The sequence below is a fragment of the Gilvimarinus algae genome, from assembly GCF_030518215.1.
In the GTDB taxonomy this organism is placed as follows: Bacteria; Pseudomonadota; Gammaproteobacteria; order Pseudomonadales; family Cellvibrionaceae; genus Gilvimarinus; species Gilvimarinus algae.
The window spans coordinates 298,628-317,588 of the sequence record NZ_JAULRT010000032.1; the positions used below are offsets into that span (position 1 = coordinate 298,628).

The 18,961-nt window shown below is 51.8% G+C and carries 19 protein-coding genes; 6 read left to right on the forward strand and 13 right to left on the reverse strand.

From position 1 onward, the window contains the following. Positions 1 to 2: 2 nt before the first annotated feature. Together QWI16_RS02695 and rsgA are read right to left on the reverse strand one after the other, a co-directional pair. On the reverse strand, positions 3 to 809 hold the full coding sequence (locus QWI16_RS02695; protein ID WP_302711189.1) for a sulfurtransferase: 807 nt from the start codon (positions 807 to 809) through the stop codon (positions 3 to 5). A 39-nt stretch (positions 810 to 848) separates the two neighbouring features. Then, on the reverse strand, positions 849 to 1,871 hold the full coding sequence (gene rsgA / locus QWI16_RS02700) for a small ribosomal subunit biogenesis GTPase RsgA (RefSeq protein ID WP_302711190.1): 1,023 nt from the start codon (positions 1,869 to 1,871) through the stop codon (positions 849 to 851). 73 nt (positions 1,872 to 1,944) lie between these two features. Here rsgA and orn point away from each other — a divergent pair, with 73 nt between their 5' ends. Continuing rightward, positions 1,945 to 2,499: an oligoribonuclease gene (gene orn, locus QWI16_RS02705; protein ID WP_302711191.1), complete on the forward strand. Its 555-nt coding sequence runs from the start codon at positions 1,945 to 1,947 to the stop codon at positions 2,497 to 2,499. 218 nt (positions 2,500 to 2,717) lie between these two features. Here orn and QWI16_RS02710 read toward each other — a convergent pair whose 3' ends face one another. After that, positions 2,718 to 3,386 (reverse strand): hypothetical protein, encoded by a 669-nt coding sequence (locus QWI16_RS02710; protein ID WP_302711192.1) that lies wholly within the window; start codon positions 3,384 to 3,386, stop codon positions 2,718 to 2,720. A gap of 436 nt (positions 3,387 to 3,822) precedes the next feature. On the opposite strand from QWI16_RS02710, the gene QWI16_RS02715 reads away from it, so the two are divergent. Beyond that, positions 3,823 to 4,707: a diguanylate cyclase domain-containing protein gene (locus tag QWI16_RS02715; protein WP_302711193.1), complete on the forward strand. Its 885-nt coding sequence runs from the start codon at positions 3,823 to 3,825 to the stop codon at positions 4,705 to 4,707. 49 nt (positions 4,708 to 4,756) lie between these two features. Continuing rightward, the gene (locus QWI16_RS02720; RefSeq protein WP_302711194.1) at positions 4,757 to 5,458 is read left to right on the forward strand and encodes an alpha/beta hydrolase; all 702 of its coding nucleotides are present in this window, start codon (positions 4,757 to 4,759) and stop codon (positions 5,456 to 5,458) included. Between the two features lie 7 nt (positions 5,459 to 5,465). Here QWI16_RS02720 and QWI16_RS02725 read toward each other — a convergent pair whose 3' ends face one another. Both QWI16_RS02725 and QWI16_RS02730 read right to left on the reverse strand, forming a co-directional pair. Continuing rightward, entirely contained in the window at positions 5,466 to 5,675 is a 210-nt protein-coding gene (locus QWI16_RS02725) for a DUF3622 domain-containing protein (RefSeq protein ID WP_302711195.1), read from the reverse strand. 143 nt (positions 5,676 to 5,818) lie between these two features. Beyond that, on the reverse strand, positions 5,819 to 6,247 hold the full coding sequence (locus QWI16_RS02730; RefSeq protein WP_302711196.1) for a MarR family winged helix-turn-helix transcriptional regulator: 429 nt from the start codon (positions 6,245 to 6,247) through the stop codon (positions 5,819 to 5,821). Positions 6,248 to 6,327: 80 nt separating this feature from the next. Between QWI16_RS02730 and QWI16_RS02735 the strand changes: the two genes are divergently transcribed. Together QWI16_RS02735 and QWI16_RS02740 are read left to right on the forward strand one after the other, a co-directional pair. After that, complete coding sequence (locus QWI16_RS02735; protein ID WP_302711197.1) at positions 6,328 to 6,954, forward strand: hypothetical protein; 627 nt, start codon at positions 6,328 to 6,330, stop codon at positions 6,952 to 6,954. A 75-nt stretch (positions 6,955 to 7,029) separates the two neighbouring features. Beyond that, positions 7,030 to 7,359, forward strand: a complete 330-nt coding sequence (locus tag QWI16_RS02740) for a zinc ribbon domain-containing protein YjdM (RefSeq protein ID WP_302711198.1) — start codon at positions 7,030 to 7,032, stop codon at positions 7,357 to 7,359. A 478-nt stretch (positions 7,360 to 7,837) separates the two neighbouring features. Here QWI16_RS02740 and QWI16_RS02745 read toward each other — a convergent pair whose 3' ends face one another. Continuing rightward, entirely contained in the window at positions 7,838 to 8,611 is a 774-nt protein-coding gene (locus QWI16_RS02745) for a class I SAM-dependent methyltransferase (RefSeq protein WP_302711199.1), read from the reverse strand. A 360-nt stretch (positions 8,612 to 8,971) separates the two neighbouring features. Here QWI16_RS02745 and QWI16_RS02750 point away from each other — a divergent pair, with 360 nt between their 5' ends. Then, positions 8,972 to 9,136 (forward strand): PhnA domain-containing protein, encoded by a 165-nt coding sequence (locus QWI16_RS02750; RefSeq protein WP_370659908.1) that lies wholly within the window; start codon positions 8,972 to 8,974, stop codon positions 9,134 to 9,136. 56 nt (positions 9,137 to 9,192) lie between these two features. Here QWI16_RS02750 and QWI16_RS02755 read toward each other — a convergent pair whose 3' ends face one another. The 7 genes from QWI16_RS02755 to queG all read right to left on the reverse strand — a co-directional run bounded on the left by QWI16_RS02755 (position 9,193) and on the right by queG (position 18,913). Beyond that, positions 9,193 to 9,999 (reverse strand): class I SAM-dependent methyltransferase, encoded by an 807-nt coding sequence (locus QWI16_RS02755; RefSeq protein ID WP_302711200.1) that lies wholly within the window; start codon positions 9,997 to 9,999, stop codon positions 9,193 to 9,195. Continuing rightward, the gene (locus QWI16_RS02760) at positions 9,959 to 11,314 is read right to left on the reverse strand and encodes a glycosyltransferase (protein WP_302711201.1); all 1,356 of its coding nucleotides are present in this window, start codon (positions 11,312 to 11,314) and stop codon (positions 9,959 to 9,961) included. Before QWI16_RS02760 ends, QWI16_RS02755 begins: the two co-directional genes overlap by 41 nt. Positions 11,315 to 11,549: 235 nt before the next feature. Beyond that, complete coding sequence (locus QWI16_RS02765; RefSeq protein WP_302711202.1) at positions 11,550 to 13,688, reverse strand: peptidase domain-containing ABC transporter; 2,139 nt, start codon at positions 13,686 to 13,688, stop codon at positions 11,550 to 11,552. Further along, positions 13,685 to 14,170: a hypothetical protein gene (locus tag QWI16_RS02770; protein WP_302711203.1), complete on the reverse strand. Its 486-nt coding sequence runs from the start codon at positions 14,168 to 14,170 to the stop codon at positions 13,685 to 13,687. Before QWI16_RS02770 ends, QWI16_RS02765 begins: the two co-directional genes overlap by 4 nt. Before the next feature lie 440 nt (positions 14,171 to 14,610). Then, entirely contained in the window at positions 14,611 to 15,948 is a 1,338-nt protein-coding gene (locus QWI16_RS02775; protein WP_302711204.1) for a hypothetical protein, read from the reverse strand. Between the two features lie 212 nt (positions 15,949 to 16,160). After that, the gene (gnd, locus tag QWI16_RS02780; RefSeq protein ID WP_302711205.1) at positions 16,161 to 17,615 is read right to left on the reverse strand and encodes a decarboxylating NADP(+)-dependent phosphogluconate dehydrogenase; all 1,455 of its coding nucleotides are present in this window, start codon (positions 17,613 to 17,615) and stop codon (positions 16,161 to 16,163) included. 173 nt (positions 17,616 to 17,788) lie between these two features. Continuing rightward, positions 17,789 to 18,913 carry a tRNA epoxyqueuosine(34) reductase QueG gene (queG, locus tag QWI16_RS02785; RefSeq protein WP_302711206.1) on the reverse strand — a complete coding sequence of 375 codons (1,125 nt, stop codon included), beginning with the start codon at positions 18,911 to 18,913 and terminating at the stop codon, positions 17,789 to 17,791. Between the last annotated feature and the right edge of the window lie 48 nt (positions 18,914 to 18,961).

Consider the following 18,961-nt stretch of genomic DNA (forward strand, 5'->3'; position numbering starts at 1 on the left):
GGTTACACCTCTACCGGCGTGTCCGGGTGGTTACCCCACTCGGCCCAGGAGCCGTGATAGCCCTTGATATCAAAGCCCAAATGCTTGCCCACTAAATAGGTGAAGCCCGAGCGGTGATGGCTCTGGCAGTGAGTGACAATGGGCTTGTCGCCAGTAATTCCGCGAGCGGCCAGATAGTCGCGCGCGTCGGTGCGAATACGCAGGCCGCGATCGCGGTCCATCAACTCGGTCCACTCCACGTTGACGGCGCCGGGGATATGACCGGCCTTTTGCGCCGTGACTTTCTCCCCGTGGTATTCGCTTGGGTTTCGGGCATCCCACACCTGCAGCGATTGCGCGTCAAGGCCCGCCAGAATATCCGGAATTTCCACCAGCTCAGCAGGATTGATCGCCACCTCAACGGGTTTGCTGTTGGGATCTTCAATTGCTCCGGTTACTGGGTAATCCTCACCCAACCAGGCGTGCAGGCCACCGTTTAAGTAGCTGTAGCGGGTGTGGCCAATGGTGTCCAGTGTCCAGATAAAGCGCCCGGCCCAGCCGCCGCCCTCGTCGTCGTAGACCACCACATGGGTCTCGGGCGTCAGGCCCAAGTAAGTAAACAGCCGGTTGAGCTGCTCCACTGGCGCAATGCGCCCCGGCGCAGGCGGGCGGTTACACAGCAGCATTTGCGGCGGGACATGAGCCGCCCCCGGGATATGGCCGCGGCGGTAATTTTCCTCACTGGATAAGTCCACAATCAGCGGCGCCTGCGGTCCGCCCAACAGCGGTAACAGCTCGGCGGGCTCAATGATCAATGGCAGTGGGGACATACACAGAATCCTTTTTTGGGTTAAATCGCGGTGGCGGGCTCAGTAGCCGCTGCGGCCAGGGTGCAAATCTGCCAGAATTCGGCGGTAGCCGGCAAGTCTTCCGGCACTGATTTCGCCATCGTCCAGTGCTTGTAAAATAGCACAGCCCGGCTCGTGGGAATGTGAGCAGTCGCGAAATTTGCACGCGCCAATGTAGGGTCTGAATTCTTTAAAACCCGCCAGAACGTCCTCCGGCTCGATATGCCACAGGCCGAATTCGCGGATACCGGGTGAGTCGATTAAATCCCCGCCGGTATCAATGTGATAGAGCTGGGCGCTGGTGGTGGTGTGGGTGCCTGTTTGTTTCTCGCTCAGGGCGCCCACACGGCTGTTGGCATCGGGTAGCAGGGCGTTGACCAGCGACGACTTGCCCACGCCGGATTGGCCGACAAAGACGCTGGTGTAATGCGCCAGATACTCGCGCAGCGGCAAAAGCCCCTCGTCGCGCTTAGCCGAGGCGAGAATCACCGTGTAGCCGAGCCCGGCGTAGAGCGCGTGAATGCGCTCCACTTTGTCGCGCTGATCGTCGTCAATCAGGTCCACTTTATTGATCACCAGGGCCGGCTCAATGCCAATGGACTCGGCGGCCACCAGATAGCGGTCCACCAGGTTAAAGTGTGGCTCGGGGTAGGGGGCAATGACGATCACAATGCGGTCGATATTGGCGGCCACGGTTTTCAAGTCGCCGTAGGGGTCGGGCCGCATCAGCGCCGAGTCCCGCTCGGTGCGCGCCACGACCACCCCATAGGGGTTGCCATCGCGCCAGATCACCCGGTCGCCTGTGACCAGCCCGCCCAGGTTGCTTCTGAAGTGGCAGCGTTTGAGGGTTTGTTCAGCGGGGTTTTCCACCATCACCTGGGTGCCGTAGTGAGTGACAATCAGCCCTTCAATCTCGGGGCCAAGGTCGCTCTCACCGAGCCGCTCGCCGGTGTTTTCATCCCGCCGTGCGGCGCGCTTTTCACGCTCTTTCTGTATTTTTTCAATACGCCACGCCTGGCGGCGGCTCAGCTTGCGTTTGCTCAAAGGCAGACCCTGGTTGGCAGTGGTAACATACGGGATTATAGGCCCCGAACTGCATTGTAAAGGAAAAACCGCTATGAGCCCTACCGCCAATGACGACAACCTGATCTGGATTGACCTGGAGATGACCGGCCTCGACCCGGACAGCGACGTGATCATTGAAATCGCCACCATCGTCACTGACGCCCAGCTCAATATCCTCGGCGAGGGTCCGGTTATGGCCGTACACCAGCCCGACAGTATTCTAGACGCCATGGATGAGTGGAACACCAACCAGCACGGTAAATCCGGGCTGACCGAGCGAGTCAAAAACTCCACCACCACCCTCGCCGATGCCGAAAACGCCACCATCGCCTTTCTCGAACAGTGGGTCCCGGCCGGAAAATCCCCCATGTGCGGCAACTCCATCTGCCAGGACCGGCGCTTCCTTGCCCGCGGCATGCCGCGCCTTGAGCGCTACTTCCACTACCGCAACCTGGATGTCAGCACCCTGAAAGAGCTGGCGCGCCGCTGGAAGCCCGAGGCGCTGGAGGGCTTTAAAAAGTCCGGTGCGCATTTGGCGCTGGATGATATTCGCGACTCAATTGCGGAGCTGGTGCATTATCGTGAGACGTTTATTGATTTGGGGTGAGGTTTCTTTCATTTTCTTTTGGTTGTTGATTTTGCTTTGGACGGCGCTCTGTCGCCGCGTGGACGAGTGACTTGTTCCTGTGCGGCATGAAGTCACCGGCCGCTCCTTCGCATTCATGCGCTCGTGAAATTGGTTAATGCCTTTTCCGTCAAAAATCACTCCGGACAACCGGGCCTTAGGTGTCCCTCTCTCCGGTCTGTATATACGCGAAGTAAGCATCAGGTTGAAGATTGAATTATCAATGAAAGAGCGAAAACTCCGAGGGCTATAGGTATCAAGAACTCAAACATAAGCCAGCGGTAGTTTTGCATTTTGCATAACATCAAAAACCAGTGGTCGAATCTCCATAAAGCGTCATCAAGTCTGGGAGTCCTTAATAGTTCTAGAATGTTGTCTAAGGATGTTTGAATTTGTTTGAGCTCTTTATCGCTTTTTGTACCTAGAGCATTGGCTGATTCTTTGATTTTCTCCGCGTCATATAACAAGCCCCTTATTAAAAAACGATAAATAGAGGTGTTCCGCACTTTTAGTGTTAGGTCTTCTTCAGTTATTCGATCTCCGCCGCCGTCCCAGCCCCCAGTATCAAGTGCCGTTTGGCGTACCCGCCATTCGCTAAAAGACTCAATTGAGATCCAGAAAAAATGGCTCAGCTGATAAATTATAATTGAGAATAGCAGCCATAGAATATCACTTTTCTCTAGGTCAACTAGGTTGATCCCCAATATTGATGAGTTTGGTCCGATATCTAAGTCGCTAATCAGAAGGGCAATCGCAGAAAGGCTAAAGAACAGCAGTTGGGCTTTTACTATTCTGGTTCCGGGCTCATGCTTTATGAAAACTGGGTGTTGAAGTAGCTTTATTTTTCTGTCTTCGTTTAGTTTTTCCATGGTATGTTACTCCATATAGTCAAAGGATAGGTTAGAAATTGGTAGCGCAATATGATTCGAAGTGGGCGATGGTAGATTTAATTGTGCTTCAAGTGTCGATCATCCACCTAGTTAAAATATCAGAATTGAGAGGTTGATTTTTCGCCCGATTACGACTGAGCCCAGTGGAGGGCGATTTTAGGAGGTAAGCAGAAAAGAAGTCTGCGCAAGCATAGTCACAGAAGGGATACAGTGACTATGAGGCCTTCTAAAACCGGCAGGAGCGAGGGAGCCCCGAAGGGGCCGGTTGTTGGGCAAGATTTTTGGTTACTTTTTGTCGCAAAAGTAACTCCCCCGTTCGTTGAATTGGACGAATAAAACCCCCCCCCGTTTCCAGCAGCCCAAACCATCTATGACTATAATGCCAACACTTAGAAAGGCGAAAGGTGCCTAGTTGATGAAAAGCGGCAAGTTGTTTGATTTGGCAGACGTTTTGGACTTGATGCTGGACGCTGTCTGCGTGGTTGATCGAGACGGACGTTTTTTGTTTGTCAGTGCGGCGTTTGAGCAGATTTTTGGCTATAAGCCGAGTGAGGTGTTGGGTAAGCCGATGATCGACTTGGTGTATCCCGAGGACCGCGAGCGCACGCTTAGTAAAGTTGATACTCTGTTGGCGGGCGAGCCGAGTCCGCACTTTGAAAATCGCTGGGTTCGTAAAGATGGGCGGGTGGTGCATGTGCTTTGGACGGCGCAGTGGTCGGAAAAACATCAGGCGAGAATTGCGGTGGCGCACGATATAACTGAACGCAAGAAGATGGAGGGGCGGCTGCAGCATCTGGCGGTGCACGATCAGCTAACCAATTTGCCCAACCGGGTATTGTTGCAGGATCGTATCGCCACGGCCCTGGCCAGCGCCCGGAGGGATAGCAACCAGCTCGCGCTTTTGTTTATTGATCTGGACGGTTTTAAACACGTCAACGACAGTTGCGGGCATTCGGTGGGCGACCGGTTGCTGCAGGAGGTGGCGCGGCGCCTCGAGCGGTGCGTTCGAGAATCTGATACCGTAGGGCGCTGGGGTGGCGATGAGTTTTTGGTGTTGCTAAGCAGTATTAGTGCCGTGTCCGATGCCGAGAGAGTGGCGGAAAACATTCGTCTGTCGCTGGCCAGGCCGTATAACCTGAACGGTGAGCTGCTGAACTTGGCTCCAAGCATTGGTATTGCGCATTACCCGGAGCATGGCGGCGGTGAGCAGACGTTAATTCAGTGTGCGGACCACGCCATGTACAAGGCTAAAAAGGCAGGAGGCAATCGCTTTTTGGTGTATACCTCGCCCGCAGAGTAAGCCCGTGTATCTGACACCCCTTTTACTTTATTCAGAAGAGAGAGGCTTTATGTCATCAGCCAACCCGTTTTCCGATTTGGAGTGTTTAACACTCGAAAACCCCAAAGCGGGCGCCAGCGACGCCTGTGTAATCTGGCTCCATGGTCTGGGCGCCAGCTGCAACGATTTTGCCAATCTACTGCCCGAGCTCAAGCTGCGCGAGGGCGCTCGCATCCGGTTTATTTTCCCTCAGGCCCCCACGCTACCAGTGACCGTTAACGGCGGCTATGAAATGCCGGCCTGGTATGATCTGGTGAGTTTGGATGTCGAGCGAAAGTTCAATGAAGTGCATTTGCAGCAGGCGAGTGCGGCTATTCACGAGATCATCGAACGGCAGGTGGCTGCCGGGATCGCCAGCGAGCGGGTACTGCTCGCTGGCTTTTCACAAGGGGGCGCCGTGGTGTTTGAGGCCGCGCTAAGCAGTAACCGGCCGCTGGCGGGCTTGCTGGCCTTATCGACTTACTTTGCCACCAGCGATACTTGCCGCTTTAGCGAGCAAAACAAGAATTTGCCTATCTCTATTCAGCACGGGCTGCACGACGATGTTGTCTTCCCCTTGTTGGCAGAGCGGGCCGAGGCGACGCTGGCGGCTCATGGCTATGCGTTTGAGTCGCACCGCTACCCCATGGCCCATGAGGTCTGCCGCGAGCAAATCGACGATATCAGCGCTTTTATCAATCGCTGTCTGCCGGCCGACCCGTCACCGCGCTGACAGCGGCCTATTTCTTGGCGTCCTGGCGGGCCCGCACGTTCGCCAGCAAAGCTTTTAGCTCTGCCTGTGCCCATACGGAGGCTTCCTCTTCAGAAGCAAAACCGTCCTGCGCTTTGGAAACAAGGGTTTTCCGAGCTGTGGCGCGGCGGGTCAGTTCCGCGCGCCAGCGGCCATTGCTCTCAATAATGCGGTAGTCGTACTTTTTGCCGGTCGCCATAGAAATTCCCAAAGATGAAGTTTTGGTGCGTGTTTGCCGCTTTTGTCTGAGCGGGAGACTCACCAGAAGGTATAGACCATAGGTGTACAGAGGATGCGCATTATGCACGCTTTAACGCCAGGTACAATGGCTTTTGTTGGGTGTTAAATACGAACCTTTCCCAACAACGTGAGAAGTACCTTGAGTTCGTTGGTGGAGAGCTCGCCGAAAGCCTCTTGCAGCAGTGGCACACAGGCTTGCTGGGCGGCGCCAAGCTGCTTAATTCCGCCCTGGGTGATCAGCAGGTGGGTAATGCGTCCATCGTTTTCATCCCGCCTTTTTTCAACCCAACCGCTGCCTTGTAGAGCATTAACCGCTTTGGTTAACACGGGCTGGTTCATTTCCATTTTCTCCACCAGTGAGCTGATGGTTTCCGGGGCTTCTGGCCGCCGTGCTAGGTGGGTGAGCACCGACATCCGAGTCATGTTCAGGCCGAGCGGCTCCAGCACCTGAACCAAATGGGCGCTGAGGTGCTGGTAGCAGATGGACAAGCGGGTGATGCACTGCCCCAAGAGCATGACATTTTCTTTCATTCCATCATCTTGACAATCCATTCCGCAGAATACAATAATATATTCCGTGGAATGTATATTTGAAGGAGAGGATAAGTCTTATGTGGAATTTACTGAAACGCTATGCATCATCGCTTATCGGGTTCGCCACCGGCAGGTTCGGTGCTGTGCGGTGGTGGCTGCTGGCGCTGTGCACCTTTGTAGTTGCGCGTTTTGCTCAGCGCTGGCTGGACGGGTTTTACGCACGCTCGGAATTTCCCGTGCCCTATTATATCGGTCAGACCCGCTTCAGCGGCGAAGTGCTCAAGGGCTACTACCGTGAGTTACTGGAAAAGGGGACTCTGGATGTGTATATCCAGACTCAGCTTGTGGATTATGTGTTTATGGTGGCGACGTTTTTGTCCTTTTTTTGTCTGGCCGCAGCTGTGTTGCACACCGTGCATAAGGTGTACGGCGAGGGGATCCTGCTTCGTATCGCCCGGGTGTTTGTCTGGCTGGCGCCCAGCGCCGCGCTGATGGACGCACTGGAAAACCTGATCTCCTTTGTCATGCTGGCCAATCCCACCGGTTTTGCCAATTGGTTGGCAATTCCCTATTCTTCTTTTGCCGTGTGCAAATTTGCGATCTTTGCGGTGACCTATGTCTGGGTAATCACAGCCGTTGTGCTGAGTGTGGTAGGTGGGGCGGTAAAAGCGGTGAGACGGCTTCGGCCTGGCTCTTCGTCGTAAGAAGGATTGAGAGTTTGCTAAGCGCTTTCTTACTCGAGATAATAGCGGCCCGAACACACGCTGAAGAGATGCCACATGCCACTACCTGCCTGCCCGCTTTGCAAGGGCGAATACACTTATCAAGATCAAGCGTTTCTTATGTGCCCTGAGTGCGGTCATGAATGGATAGCAGGTGAAGAAAAGGATGAGGGGGTTTCTGTTCGAGATGCCAACGGTAATTCCCTCATTGAGGGTGACTCGGCTACTCTTGCCAAAGATTTGAAAGTCAAAGGCACCTCTGAGGTTCTAAAAGTGGGGACCAAAGTGACGATCAAGCGCATTGTCGATGGTGACCACAATATCGACTGCAAGCTCGCCAAGGGCGGAGATATGATGCTGAAAAGTGAGTTTGTGAAAAAGGCATAGCCATGCGTACGCCTGGGTGTTGCCGCAGCATAAGGTTTTAACCTGCACCCTAGCATTTACGGTTTAGTGCACAGATAGTTGGGTTCCGCCTCGAGTCCAAACCGTGTTCGCTGGCGCTCAGGTAGATGACTAATGAGCTGATCCTCTTTGACAGAAAATCCTACCGCTCTCAGTTTTTGCGGGTAATCTCTGCCATAGAGTCGAACATGATCCCATTGCCAAAAGGCTTTGGTACGCTCCTCCGGTGAGGTGGTGTCCAGCCCTAATAGGTTTTCTCCGCTTCGTAACCCATCGGAATATCAAGGAAGGCCTTCAACCTAGTTTGAGTGCTCGGTAAGCCTCGAAAATGGCTTTATATAATCCCTACCTAGTGTCGAGTGTAGTTGTTTGGGAGTCTTTGTCTTTAGGGTTTGGTTCGTTCTAAAAACTTTTCTTTCTCTCTCTCGGTGAGCTTTCTATAAATATGAATAAATAATTTTTATTTTATTGATCTTTCAAAAACAGATATTTGCTGTCCGCACAGTCTTCCAGGTCTATCTTTTAGGTGTAGCCCAGCTTCTAGAGCCAATGTATCTAAAAAATCATCGCTGATCATCATGACTTGTTCATTGCCTACAATGTCTTTGTTGTTCGGTATGGGTGTTTCAGGGAAAAAGGTACAGAATTCATCCGGCGTGTGAGTTGAAAAAATTGCGACCCCATTAGGTGATAAGCTAGCTGCTGTTTGCTTTAAATAATGGGAGATATCGCCTTCATAAAGGTGAGTGAGTATTGATGCGCCTATGGCTAGGTCAATTGATCCGTTCTGGCATGGAAAGATAAAATCCCTTGTTGGTACCCGGCCCTTGGGATTGTACATGTGAGATATTCCGTCAAAGTGGTGAAAATTAAACCTGTTGCCGTAAACTTTTTTAAAATGATATTGGCACCACTCTATAGCAGGCCAATAAATGTCGAATCCGATGTACTCTAACTGAGGTAAAAGGCAGAAGTGCCGCGCCATTTTCCCTACCCCACAACCAATATCAAGAACTCTTGGGTTTGTGCAATTTGTTGTGTACTGCATGCTGAGTTGAGTCCAGGCAGAGCCAATATATAGAAATCGATCCAGCTCCGGCCCGCTTACAGTTGCTCGCAATCGTTTGGAGGGTATCGGGAGCTCAAGACTATTGTAAGTGAATTGAGCATCTATTTCCTCTGATGGGTGAGAATACTGATTGCTGATCCATGTTGCAGGCTTCGAGAAATCCATGTACTTGTCCTCCGTCTGATTCTCAATATACTGTTTGTTGGTTCTGCCAAATGAATTGATCATTTATTTCGTTTTTTGTCAAGCATGATTTTCACAGATGTTGATAAATTGGAAGATTTCATTTAATGAGCTCTCGAGGGGCACAAGTCGCTTGATGTTGGTCGGGCGCTATTAGCTGAAGAAGTCTTGAGACTGCTGTTGGTATGCTACATCTGTAAGGCAAGGCTGCGGTGCATCACATACGTTGCCACTGCCTGCTTGACTTACATGTTCTGCTGCTTTTGAAAATCATCAAAAATATGACTTGATCCTGTGACAGTTTTTTCGGGCGTGTAACCTTAGTAGACAAAATGATGGATAGTGCGACTCTGGCCAAAAGACTTGAAAGTCAAAGGCGCCTCTGAGGTTCTAAAAGTGAGCACTAAAGTGATCAAGCGCATTGTCGATGGTGACTACAATATCGACTGCAAGCTCGCCAAGGGCGGCGATATGATACTGAAAAGTGAGTCTGTGAAAAAGGCATAGCCATGCGTACGCCTGGGTGTTGCCGCAGCATAAGGTTTTAACCTGCACCCTAGCATTTACGGTTTAGTGCACAGATAGTTGGGTTCCGCCTCGAGTCCAAACCGTGTTCGCTGGTGCTCAGGTAGATGACTAATGAGCTGATCCTCTTGGACAGAAAATCCTACCGCTCTCAGTTTTTGCGGGTAATCTCTGCCATAAAGTCGAACATGATCCCATTGCCAAAAGGCTTTGGTACGCTCCTCTGGTGAGGTGATGCTCCAGTCCTCATAGGTTTCTTCCCTGTTGTGGTCTATCGGCACATCCAGTAGCGCTACTCCACCTGGTTTAAGAACTCGGTATACCTCGTCCATCGCTTTTCTATCGTCGCTTATATGTTCAAAGACATGAACGCAGACGATATAATCAAAGCTGTTAGATGGAAATGATAAGGCGGTGATATCTTCTTTTCTCATTGCCTTTGTGTGATCAATATCGACACTCAGATAATCTATGTCAGCATGGCTGCAAATAATTTCCGTGATCATTCTTTCCGGTGAAAAGTGTAGAACTTTCTTTTTCCCGTTGCTGTTCAAAAGTTTTTCCAAGCTAAAGGCGTAGCTTCTATGTCTTGGGTGGGAGTAACAGCTTGGACAAACAGCGTTTGGATACACGTGGCCATAGCCAGTGTAGAAGTTGATAAACGATCGTCCCTGCCAGCCGCATAGGTTACACTCCACCTTGGCGCGGCGTTTGAATAATGCTTGACAGCGTGCCGCTTCCATTACTCCTGCCGCCAACAGAGCTAGCCTTTTTGCTGGAGAGAAGCTTGTGGTGGACAGTCTGTTATAGTTGATGTGCTGCGAAATTCGCACTAGCTGCATCATTAGTTGAGTCCTTATTTTCAATAAAGTTCATTATAAATTTGGCGCAAGCTGCAGCCCCATTGTGGCGCTTCACGTCATCGCTGAAGTGTCTAATTCTCTCTTGATGAATGTTGCTTGATTCGATGTGCAAGAGTATGTTGGCAAACATGTCGGCGTTGAATTCTTGTGCGGGGATGGAACCGCCAAGGCCGCACATCATTACGCGTAGGCCATTAATGGGTTGGTCATACATTCTCGGTCGAATGATTTGCGGAATTCCGGCCCGAATAGCCTGGGCTGTTGTTCCTATGCCGCCGTGGTGAACCAAGCAGCGGACTTTGGGTAAAAGTTCTTCAAAGTTGACGTGCTCAATAAATTGAATGGGAACGTCAAAGGGGATTTTCAGTGCTTCGAAAGCGGCGCGCCCATGCTTTGATACCAAAATCGCAGGTGAGCCCAGCTTTCGGCAGATGGGGATGATTTCCCGGCAAAGGTGCTGGATGTCCTCAACGGCGGTGCCTGGAGTAAACACAATTGGATTTGAGTGTCTCTCAAGAAATTCTTGAAGTTCAGGTGGGTTTTCCTGTAGTTCGGTAACGAAGGGGAAGCCCGCAAACTCAATGTGAGGGAAATAGCGGTTTACCGGATCGCTGAACCATGCAGGTAATAGGGCAATATGAAGATTGACCTTTACGCCAGAACGGCAGCCTAAAAATTTAGGGAAGACTTTCGCAATAACTCGCCGAAAGCCGGATGGTATAGGCGCTAAACCGTATTGTTTTCGGTATTCGTTGAGCTCGCTTTCGACCTCAAATGAGAATAGGCGATGAAGTTTTTCCAGCGGTCCGAGGATTCGCTTTGATAGCCATGAGTGTCTTCCATGAAACTCATTGTACATATCCATATCGTAACCATTGTGAGGGATCTGCGACGTGGCGTAGTAAGTAACGATTAACGGAATGTTGAACTTCTCACAGGCAAGAGTGGCAGGGCTTAGGTTGCCGTGAGTGATTACCGTAATGTCGACTCCGTTAGTATGCTGTCTTTCAATATACTCAAATGTGCGTTCGAAACTTTTTCCAATAATATTCTCAAAGCGGTGTTTCCTGCCCTGTTTGGTTTCTCCTGACGAGTCTTCGCTCTCTCTAGCAGCAAGTTGATGCTCTATCAATCCGATTGAGTGGAACTCAATGCCTCGGCCCACAATGTGGTCTTTGAAGTATTCATTGGCCAAGAAGGCCACGTTGCAGTGCTTTGCCAGTCTTTCAGCGATTGCCAGCAAAGGGTAGATGTCACCCAGAGAGCCGAAGGCAACCATCACTATTTTCCGATTCATTGTTTCACTCCATGATGCCAGATTGAACATCTGCGGGCTTCAAGCCCGCAGATGTGTTGCTTCTCTAGTTGTTGCAGTGCCACGCACTAGAGTAAGGATCGCAAGGTGGCGGTGGTGGTGGCGGTGGGTCACACTCAACGCTAATCACGTTGTTGTAGTTGTCTCGGATGACGCGACATCCGCCACCACTGACTGCCTTCATTTCTTCTTTCGTTAGATAACGCATAAGACATTCCTAGTCGTTATGAATGGTATGCCGAGGGTTCCCGGCAAGATGAAATTGCTTCCCTGCAGACCGAACAGTTTCCGGTCTATGTGCTACCAGAACCCGGGTGATACTGAGCTTGCCGATGTTTTGGCTGACTACTGACTCACTATCAGTGTCCAGGTGGCTGGTGGCCTCGTCCATGAACAGAATTTGCGGAGTGCGATAGAGCGCACGAGCTAAAATGACACGTTGCTTTTGTCCTCCGCTGAGATTTGAACCTAGATCACCAATGAGGGTTTCATACCCCATGGTCATTTTCTCGATGTCTCTATGAATACAAGCATTAGTTGCGCATTGCTTAATTCTTTCGCCATCGGGCGATTCTGAGAAGAAGGCAATGTTATCTCGGATGCTGCCGCTGACAAGCTGGTCATCCTGCATGACGCCAGAGATCTGGCCTCGATACTGAGGTATGGATTTTAGGGGTTTTCCATCGATAAGGATTTCGCCTTCGGTGGGCTCATACAGCCCCATTAGACATTTAATCAGTGTGGATTTTCCGCAGCCGCTCGGGCCGGTGATTGCAAGTGACTCGCCTTTCTCTACCTCAAAGCTAACGTTACGGAAGGCGAAATCCTTCTCTCCCTCAAACTGGTACCCTAAGTTGACGACTTTAATATTTCCTTCTATGCGATTGTCCTTGTCAAGACTCGCTTCGTTGGACGCTGGTTCCTTGTTTGTAAAAGCAATGTCGGAGAGCCGCTCTAAATGAATGTCAAGAAGCTTGAACTCTATGGACTGAGTTATTAGGTTGTTGAAGGATATAGTGAAGCTGCTCTTGAAACTGACAAACGCAAATAGCATCCCGAGACTAAATTGATTATCCCTGACCAGAAGTGCAGCAAGGAAAATTACTGCAATATTTTCGATGCCAAATAGAATGTTGCTGGCATTTGTGGTGAAAGTATTCCACTTGGACAGCTGTACCTCTTTGTCGATATGATTGCTAAACTTTGTTGCCCATTGGGCTTGTCGGATACCCTCCTTCTGAAAGAGTTTTAGTGTTTGTACAGCCCTTAGCGTCTCAAGGAAAAAGCTATTTTCATTGGCAGAGGCGATGATGCTGTCTTGGCTAAGAAGGCGTATCTTCCGATATAGCGAGATTCGCAGCAGGGTGTACAACGAGACCGCCATAAGGGTTATCATCGTTAATGTGGTGCTGTAGTAAAACAGGATTGCCAGAGTGATTATTGTCATGGCGCCATCCAGAATGGCGGTGACAAGGCCTCCGGTGATCATGTCCCGAACGCTTCGTAGGGAGCCAAATCTCGAGACGATGTCGCCAACATGTCTTCTCGAGAAGAAGCTAAAGGGAAGCCTTATTAGATGAAAGAACAAGTTTGCACCCATTTGTAAGCTAAGTTGCTTCGAAAGGTGCAATATGGCAAAAGACCTAAGAAAGCTAATTGCCGCCTGGGTGAGAACGAGCAGTGAAAACCCTATGGCAATTGGCACTAACCAGTCCCAGTACTCGGTGCTTACTACCTGATCTACTACGAGTTGCAGATAGAGCGGAGATAAAATCGTCACGAAGTGGAGTGCAAAGGTAATTGCAATTATCTGAAAAAGACTTCGCTTCAGGCCAATGACGTTAGTCCATAGGTCAGATAGCCTTAACTTTTTATTGTAGTTTCCTTTGTTGAAGTCTTCAGTTTTGGTGACTTCTACCACAATTCCCGTGAAATGAAGGTTGAATTCGCTTAACGGAAGTAAAACCTCTCCTCGAGAGGGGTCCATTACAGTAAATTGGTCGTTTCGCTTTTTAGTAAGAACCACAAAGTGATTGATATCCCAGTGAAGCAGGGCGGGAAGCTGAATCTGATCAAGTTCTTCTGTTTCCGCCCGAATGGCACGGGCAGATAGACCTAAGGATGCGAAAACATCAATAACATCAGAAAGATCCATTCCCTGCATGGATACTGGATATTGTTTCCTCATGGAGTTTAGGTCAATGTCCAGGCCGTGAGCGCTGACTATAGCTGTAATGCAAGCCAGTCCGCACTCCGCTTGCTCATTTTGTAGGACGACGCGGGACGGCCGATTTGGTGATTCACGAAAGAGCTTAATGATGCCGGAGGTGTCGCTGGAAATTGGCTGAGAGTTCATTGCCGAAACTCCTGCTTCGTAGAATTCTCTCGCGTCAGTAACTCGTAGAAAGTTCGCTTTTCTTGAACTAGTTTAAGGCCTACTGTCTTGAGCAGAGTTTCCGGTTTCTCCAATTGAATCTCTAGAATCCATTTTTTGTCATTTATGTCTTGATTGATCAAGCGGCCTTTAAGTGAATTCCCTGTACTTGAAGAGCTTGGGTAAAGGTTAATGGTTTCACCGGTTGATACTTTATGGTTGGGCGCCGTCGATAACTGTATTCTAGCCCTGAGCCCTGACTGAGCGAGTACATTTGCCTGATAATACTGATAGCTTCTCCACTCAACGCTGAAGGCCGCATAAGAAAGAAATGCAAGCCAGGTTATCGATAACATGAAAAATGAGAAGTATGAAATTTTCGGTGTCGCTATGACGCTGCCATAGAGTTTGTTGTTGGTGGCCGCAATTGCTTGTTCTCTAAAAAGTGAACTTCCTTGGCTCATGTATAATCGCCTCAGCGTTGCAAGTTATTATTCTTATCTTATTGTTAAAATAACTATAACACTGGACGTTGTATTTAATCACGTTAACTTAGTCACAAAATGTGATATGTCTATTTTCTTGAGGGGAATAGTTATTTTTTTGTGTCTGAAAAATACGATAAATGAAAGGGGGTAACGTAGGAGGGATTGCGAAAAGAGGAGGTTTTATGTGTGAAAAATCCGATAAGTGGCACTCAATGAATCCTTCATTTTTAGCCGTCCAATAAGACGGGGGTTACTGGGTTTTTGGGAGCCGCTGTTGAGGTAAATGCCTAGCTTGCTTACTGCGAGAGTTCAGTAAATGAGTAAAAGAGGGGTGTCACTACCGGAGTGGTGTTATGGGTCGCAGGCTGTCGTACAAGCAGAACGGGGAGTCTTGACTCTCCCCGTTCTACATTCAATTATTTCCCCTGCTGCTCTTGAATGTCATCAAAAATATGACTCAGACCCGTGGTAGCAGTTTTGCCGGGCGTGTAGCCGTGGCAGACAAAACAGTTAAGTACACCGCTGGTCGAGGTATCAATTTGCCCATTGTTGACACTGAGGCTGCCTTGAAAGGTGGTCTCCATCACGGGGTTGGCCAGTTGCATGGAGCCGCGCTGGTTGTCGGTGGTGGAGGGCTTGGACGGGTCGCTGACCCAGAGCGCGCCGATATTAAAATAATGGCGCCACACGGACATGGTTGAGGGTACGCTGCTCTTGTTCAGCAGACTCTGGATTTGGTTGTTGAGAGACTGGACATCCACAATGTTTTCTTCACCCTTGTGATCGCCCGGTGCGGTGCCCTCCGGAAATACACGGCAAATTTCAGACGCGGTTCCTGTCAGGCTGCTTGCTTTTGTAGCCTGGTTGTAGCTGCAGCTTTCCAGGCAAGCCGATGTTGGGCTCTCCAGACAGCTTTGGCAGCTAGCAGATAGGAATGACCAGCCCTCTGCAGGTGCCTGTGCCGGGCTCTGGCAGTTGGGAGCATTGTTCTTATGCTCGAAGCTGGCCCATACCAGCTCGCGGTGTTCGGGTGTGCCGCGCACCAGGTGAACGCCAATTAAGCCCAAGGTTTCTCCGATGGGAGCGCCCTGCTCGGGAATCACATCGGCCTCAATCCAGAAATACTCGTTTTTCAGCGAGTCGTCTATCACCCGCCAGGCGAGCTTTAGCTCGGTGGTGTCTGCCGGCAAGTCGCCGGTAGCGGTTGCATCGCACAGGCTGCGGCTAAATGAGATGCTGTAGAAAACAACGTTGCTGTTCTGGTCGTAAATGGTGGCACCACCTCCGGCCTGGCCGATACGCTCAGGTAGGGTAAAACTGGTGTCTGCGGCCTGGTCCTTAACGGTGCGAACAAAAAACACGGGTTCGCTGGATGGGTTGGAGCAGGAGTTTCCGTCAATTTCCAGTACGGGGTAATCGGCAACCATTTGAAAGTTGCGCAGTGATGGATCGCTCTGGGACGGCGACATCAGGTAAAAAAACCACTGCCAGGAAAACTGATAAAACTGACAGAAGTTGGTGCCGCCGCCAGGGATCTCTGTGGGCGGGTTGGGGTCAGTGATCCAGCTCAACTCCGCCTGGCAGGCCTTGTCGGATGAGGCGCTGCTAACGGCTGTCTTTGCGGTGCTGCTATTAGCGGGTGTGTTGAGTGCGGTGGTTGTTTCAATGGTAGAGGGCGCGGGTTTGTCATCTTGGGTACAAGCGCCAATCAGGGTTGCGAGTGTCGATATTATCAGTATGCGCGAAAGCGTCATGCCTAAACCTCCAGTTGTTCAGTGCTGAGACGTTGAATAAGGCGAAAGCCTGTCCAGATTGTAGGCCTGTCACCTAATACCGCAAGGGGGTGGGATAGAACAATTTTGAATGACCATGTCTGGCACAAGAAAAAACGGGGAGCTTTGCTCCCCGTTTACGGTATCGGTTGCCCACAGAAATGGTTCTATTGTTTGGGCAAGGACGGCCCTTGTTACACGTCGTAAGTGGTCGAGGCCGTGGAGCCGCCGCGGCCGGTCCAGTTGGTGTGGAAGAACTCGCCGCGCGGCTTATCGAGGCGCTCGTAGGTGTGGGCGCCGAAGTAGTCGCGCTGGGCCTGGAGAAGGTTGGCGGGCAGGCGGGCAGTGCGGTAACCGTCAAAGTAATTCAGCGCGGCCGTCAGGCAGGGCACGGGTACGCCGTTGGTGATAGCGGTCGCCGCCACATTGCGCCAGCCTTGTTGCGCCTTGGTGACTACGTCTTTGAAGTAGTCGTCCAGCAGCAGGTTGTTCAGCTCTGGGTTTTTGTCAAAGGCCGCTTTGATGTCACCGAGGAAGGCGGAGCGAATGATACAGCCGCCACGCCACATCAGGGCGATGCCGCCGTAGTTGAGGTTCCAGCCAAACTCGCTTGCCGCTTCGCGCATCAGGGTGTAGCCCTGGGCGTAAGAGACGATCTTGGCGGCCAGTACAGCCTGGCGCAGATCTTCGATAAAGGCGGCTTTGTCGCCGCTGAACGACGGCTCGGGGCCGTTCAGTACTTTGGAGGCCTCTACGCGCTCGTCTTTCAGGGCGGAGATGCAGCGGGCGAATACGGATTCGGCAATCAAGGTCAAGGGTACGCCAAGATCCAATGCAACCACACCGGTCCATTTGCCGGTACCTTTCTGGCCGGCGGTGTCCAGGATTTTCTCCACCAGCGGCTCACCGTCTTCGTCTTTAAAAGCCATGATGTCGCGGGAGATTTCTACCAGGTAGGAGTCCAGCTCGGTGTTGTTCCAGTCGGCGAATACCTGATGAATCTCGTCGGCGCTCATGCCCAGCAGTTCTTTCATGATTTGATACGCTTCACACAACAGTTGCATGTCGCCGTACTCGATGCCGTTGTGCACCATTTTCACAAAGTGGCCGGCACCGTTTTCGCCGACCCAATCGCAGCAAGGAGAGCCGTCGTCCACCTTGGCGGCAATGCCCTGGAAGATGGGTTTGACCGCTTCCCAGGCTTCAGGTGCGCCGCCGGGCATAATGGATGGGCCAGTCAGGGCACCTTCTTCACCGCCCGATACGCCAGCGCCGATAAAGTGAATGCCTTTTTCACGCAGTTGTTCTACGCGCCGGTTGGTGTCGGGAAAGTGGGTGTTGCCCCCGTCAATAATGATATCGCCTTTGTCCAGGTGCGGTACCAGCTGCTCGATAAACGCATCCACCGGCGCGCCGGCCTTGACCATCAGCATGATTTTGCGCGGTTTTTCCAGTGATGCTACCAGCTGCTCAATCGATTCGGCGCCGCGAATATTCTTGCCTTTTGCGCGGCCCTCAATAAAGTTGGTTACCTTCTCCACAGAGCGGTTATACGCCGTTACTGTGAAGCCTTTGCTTTCCATATTAAGGATAAGGTTCTCACCCATAACGGCGAGACCGACCAAACCGATATCAGACAGTGTTTTCATAGCAACCCGTACTTTTGTCAGTGATTGGAGAGGGGTGTATAACCGATCATCGCCGCCGAGGTCACTCTGGGCATTGGCAGCGCCCGGTTTTGAGGGCCGCAATTGTACCTGAATGCGCTGCCTTTTGCTTGGGCAGGGGTGATATTTATTGGCTATGGCGCCGATTGAAAAGGCTAACCAGAGGCGCTCGGGGCCTTGATTTTGCGCTTGCGCCGGTAGCCGGGACGGCGCTGGCGCTCCAGCGCCCAGAGCAGGTGTTCATCGACTACCGGGCCGTGCTTGCCAAGCCGTTGCTCCAGCGCCTCAATGATATCCGGCCGGCTCGGTGCGTTGCCGAGGCCGGTGGCCAAGTTGCGCAGCCAGCGCTGGTAGCCAATTCGGCGAATGGCCGAGCCCTTGGTGTTGCGCAAGAATGCTTCCTCGTCCCACTTGAACAGGCTCAGCAGGTCCGAGTCGTTCAGTCCGTGGCGGGGCAGAAAGTCTCTTTCGCCCGTGGGCTGGGCGTACTTGTTCCAGGGACAGATGGCCTGGCAGTCGTCGCAACCAAACACGCGATTGCCCATGGGTTCGCGAAACTCCTCTGGAATGGCGCCTTTGAGCTCAATGGTCAGGTAAGAGATGCAGCGCCGCGCATCCAGTGTGTAGGGCGCGGGGAAGGCATCGGTGGGGCAGACTTTCAGGCAGGCGGTGCACTCGCCACAGCGGTTGGGTTGCTCACTTTCATCCACCGGCAGGGGCAGGTAGGTGAACAGTTCGCCGAGGAAAAACCAGCTGCCGGCCTTGTCGTTTAAAATCAGCGTGTGCTTGCCGGTCCAGCCGAGTCCGGATTTGGCCGCCAGCGGGCGCTCCAGCACCGGCGCGCTGTCGACAAAGGCACGCATCTGCTGCCCATCTTGCGCTTGAAGGTGCGTAGGCAGGGCGGCCTCGATTTGCCGGGCCAGCTGCGACAGGCGCTTGCGAATGAGTTTGTGGTAGTCCCGGCCCAGGGCGTAGCGTGACAAATAGGCTTTTTCCGGGTCTTTCAGCACTTTGATCTGTTCAGTGTCTCCCGGCAGATAATCCATGCGCGCCGAAATCACCCGCACGGTGCCGGGCACCAGCTCGGCTGGGCGCGAGCGCTTATTGCCGTGCTCGCTCATCCAGCTCATTTCACCCTGGTAGCCTTTCGCCAGCCAGTCTTTGAGTTGCGGCTCTTCGGCGGACAGGTCCGTATCGGTAATGCCCACCTGCTGAAACCCAAGTTCGCGCCCCCAGCGTTTGATGTCGCGGGCCAGTTGTGCGTAGTCAAAAGCGCTCAAAAAGCTCTCCAGTTGGGAGTGGTGAAGTAAAGCCCCTATAATGGCGCC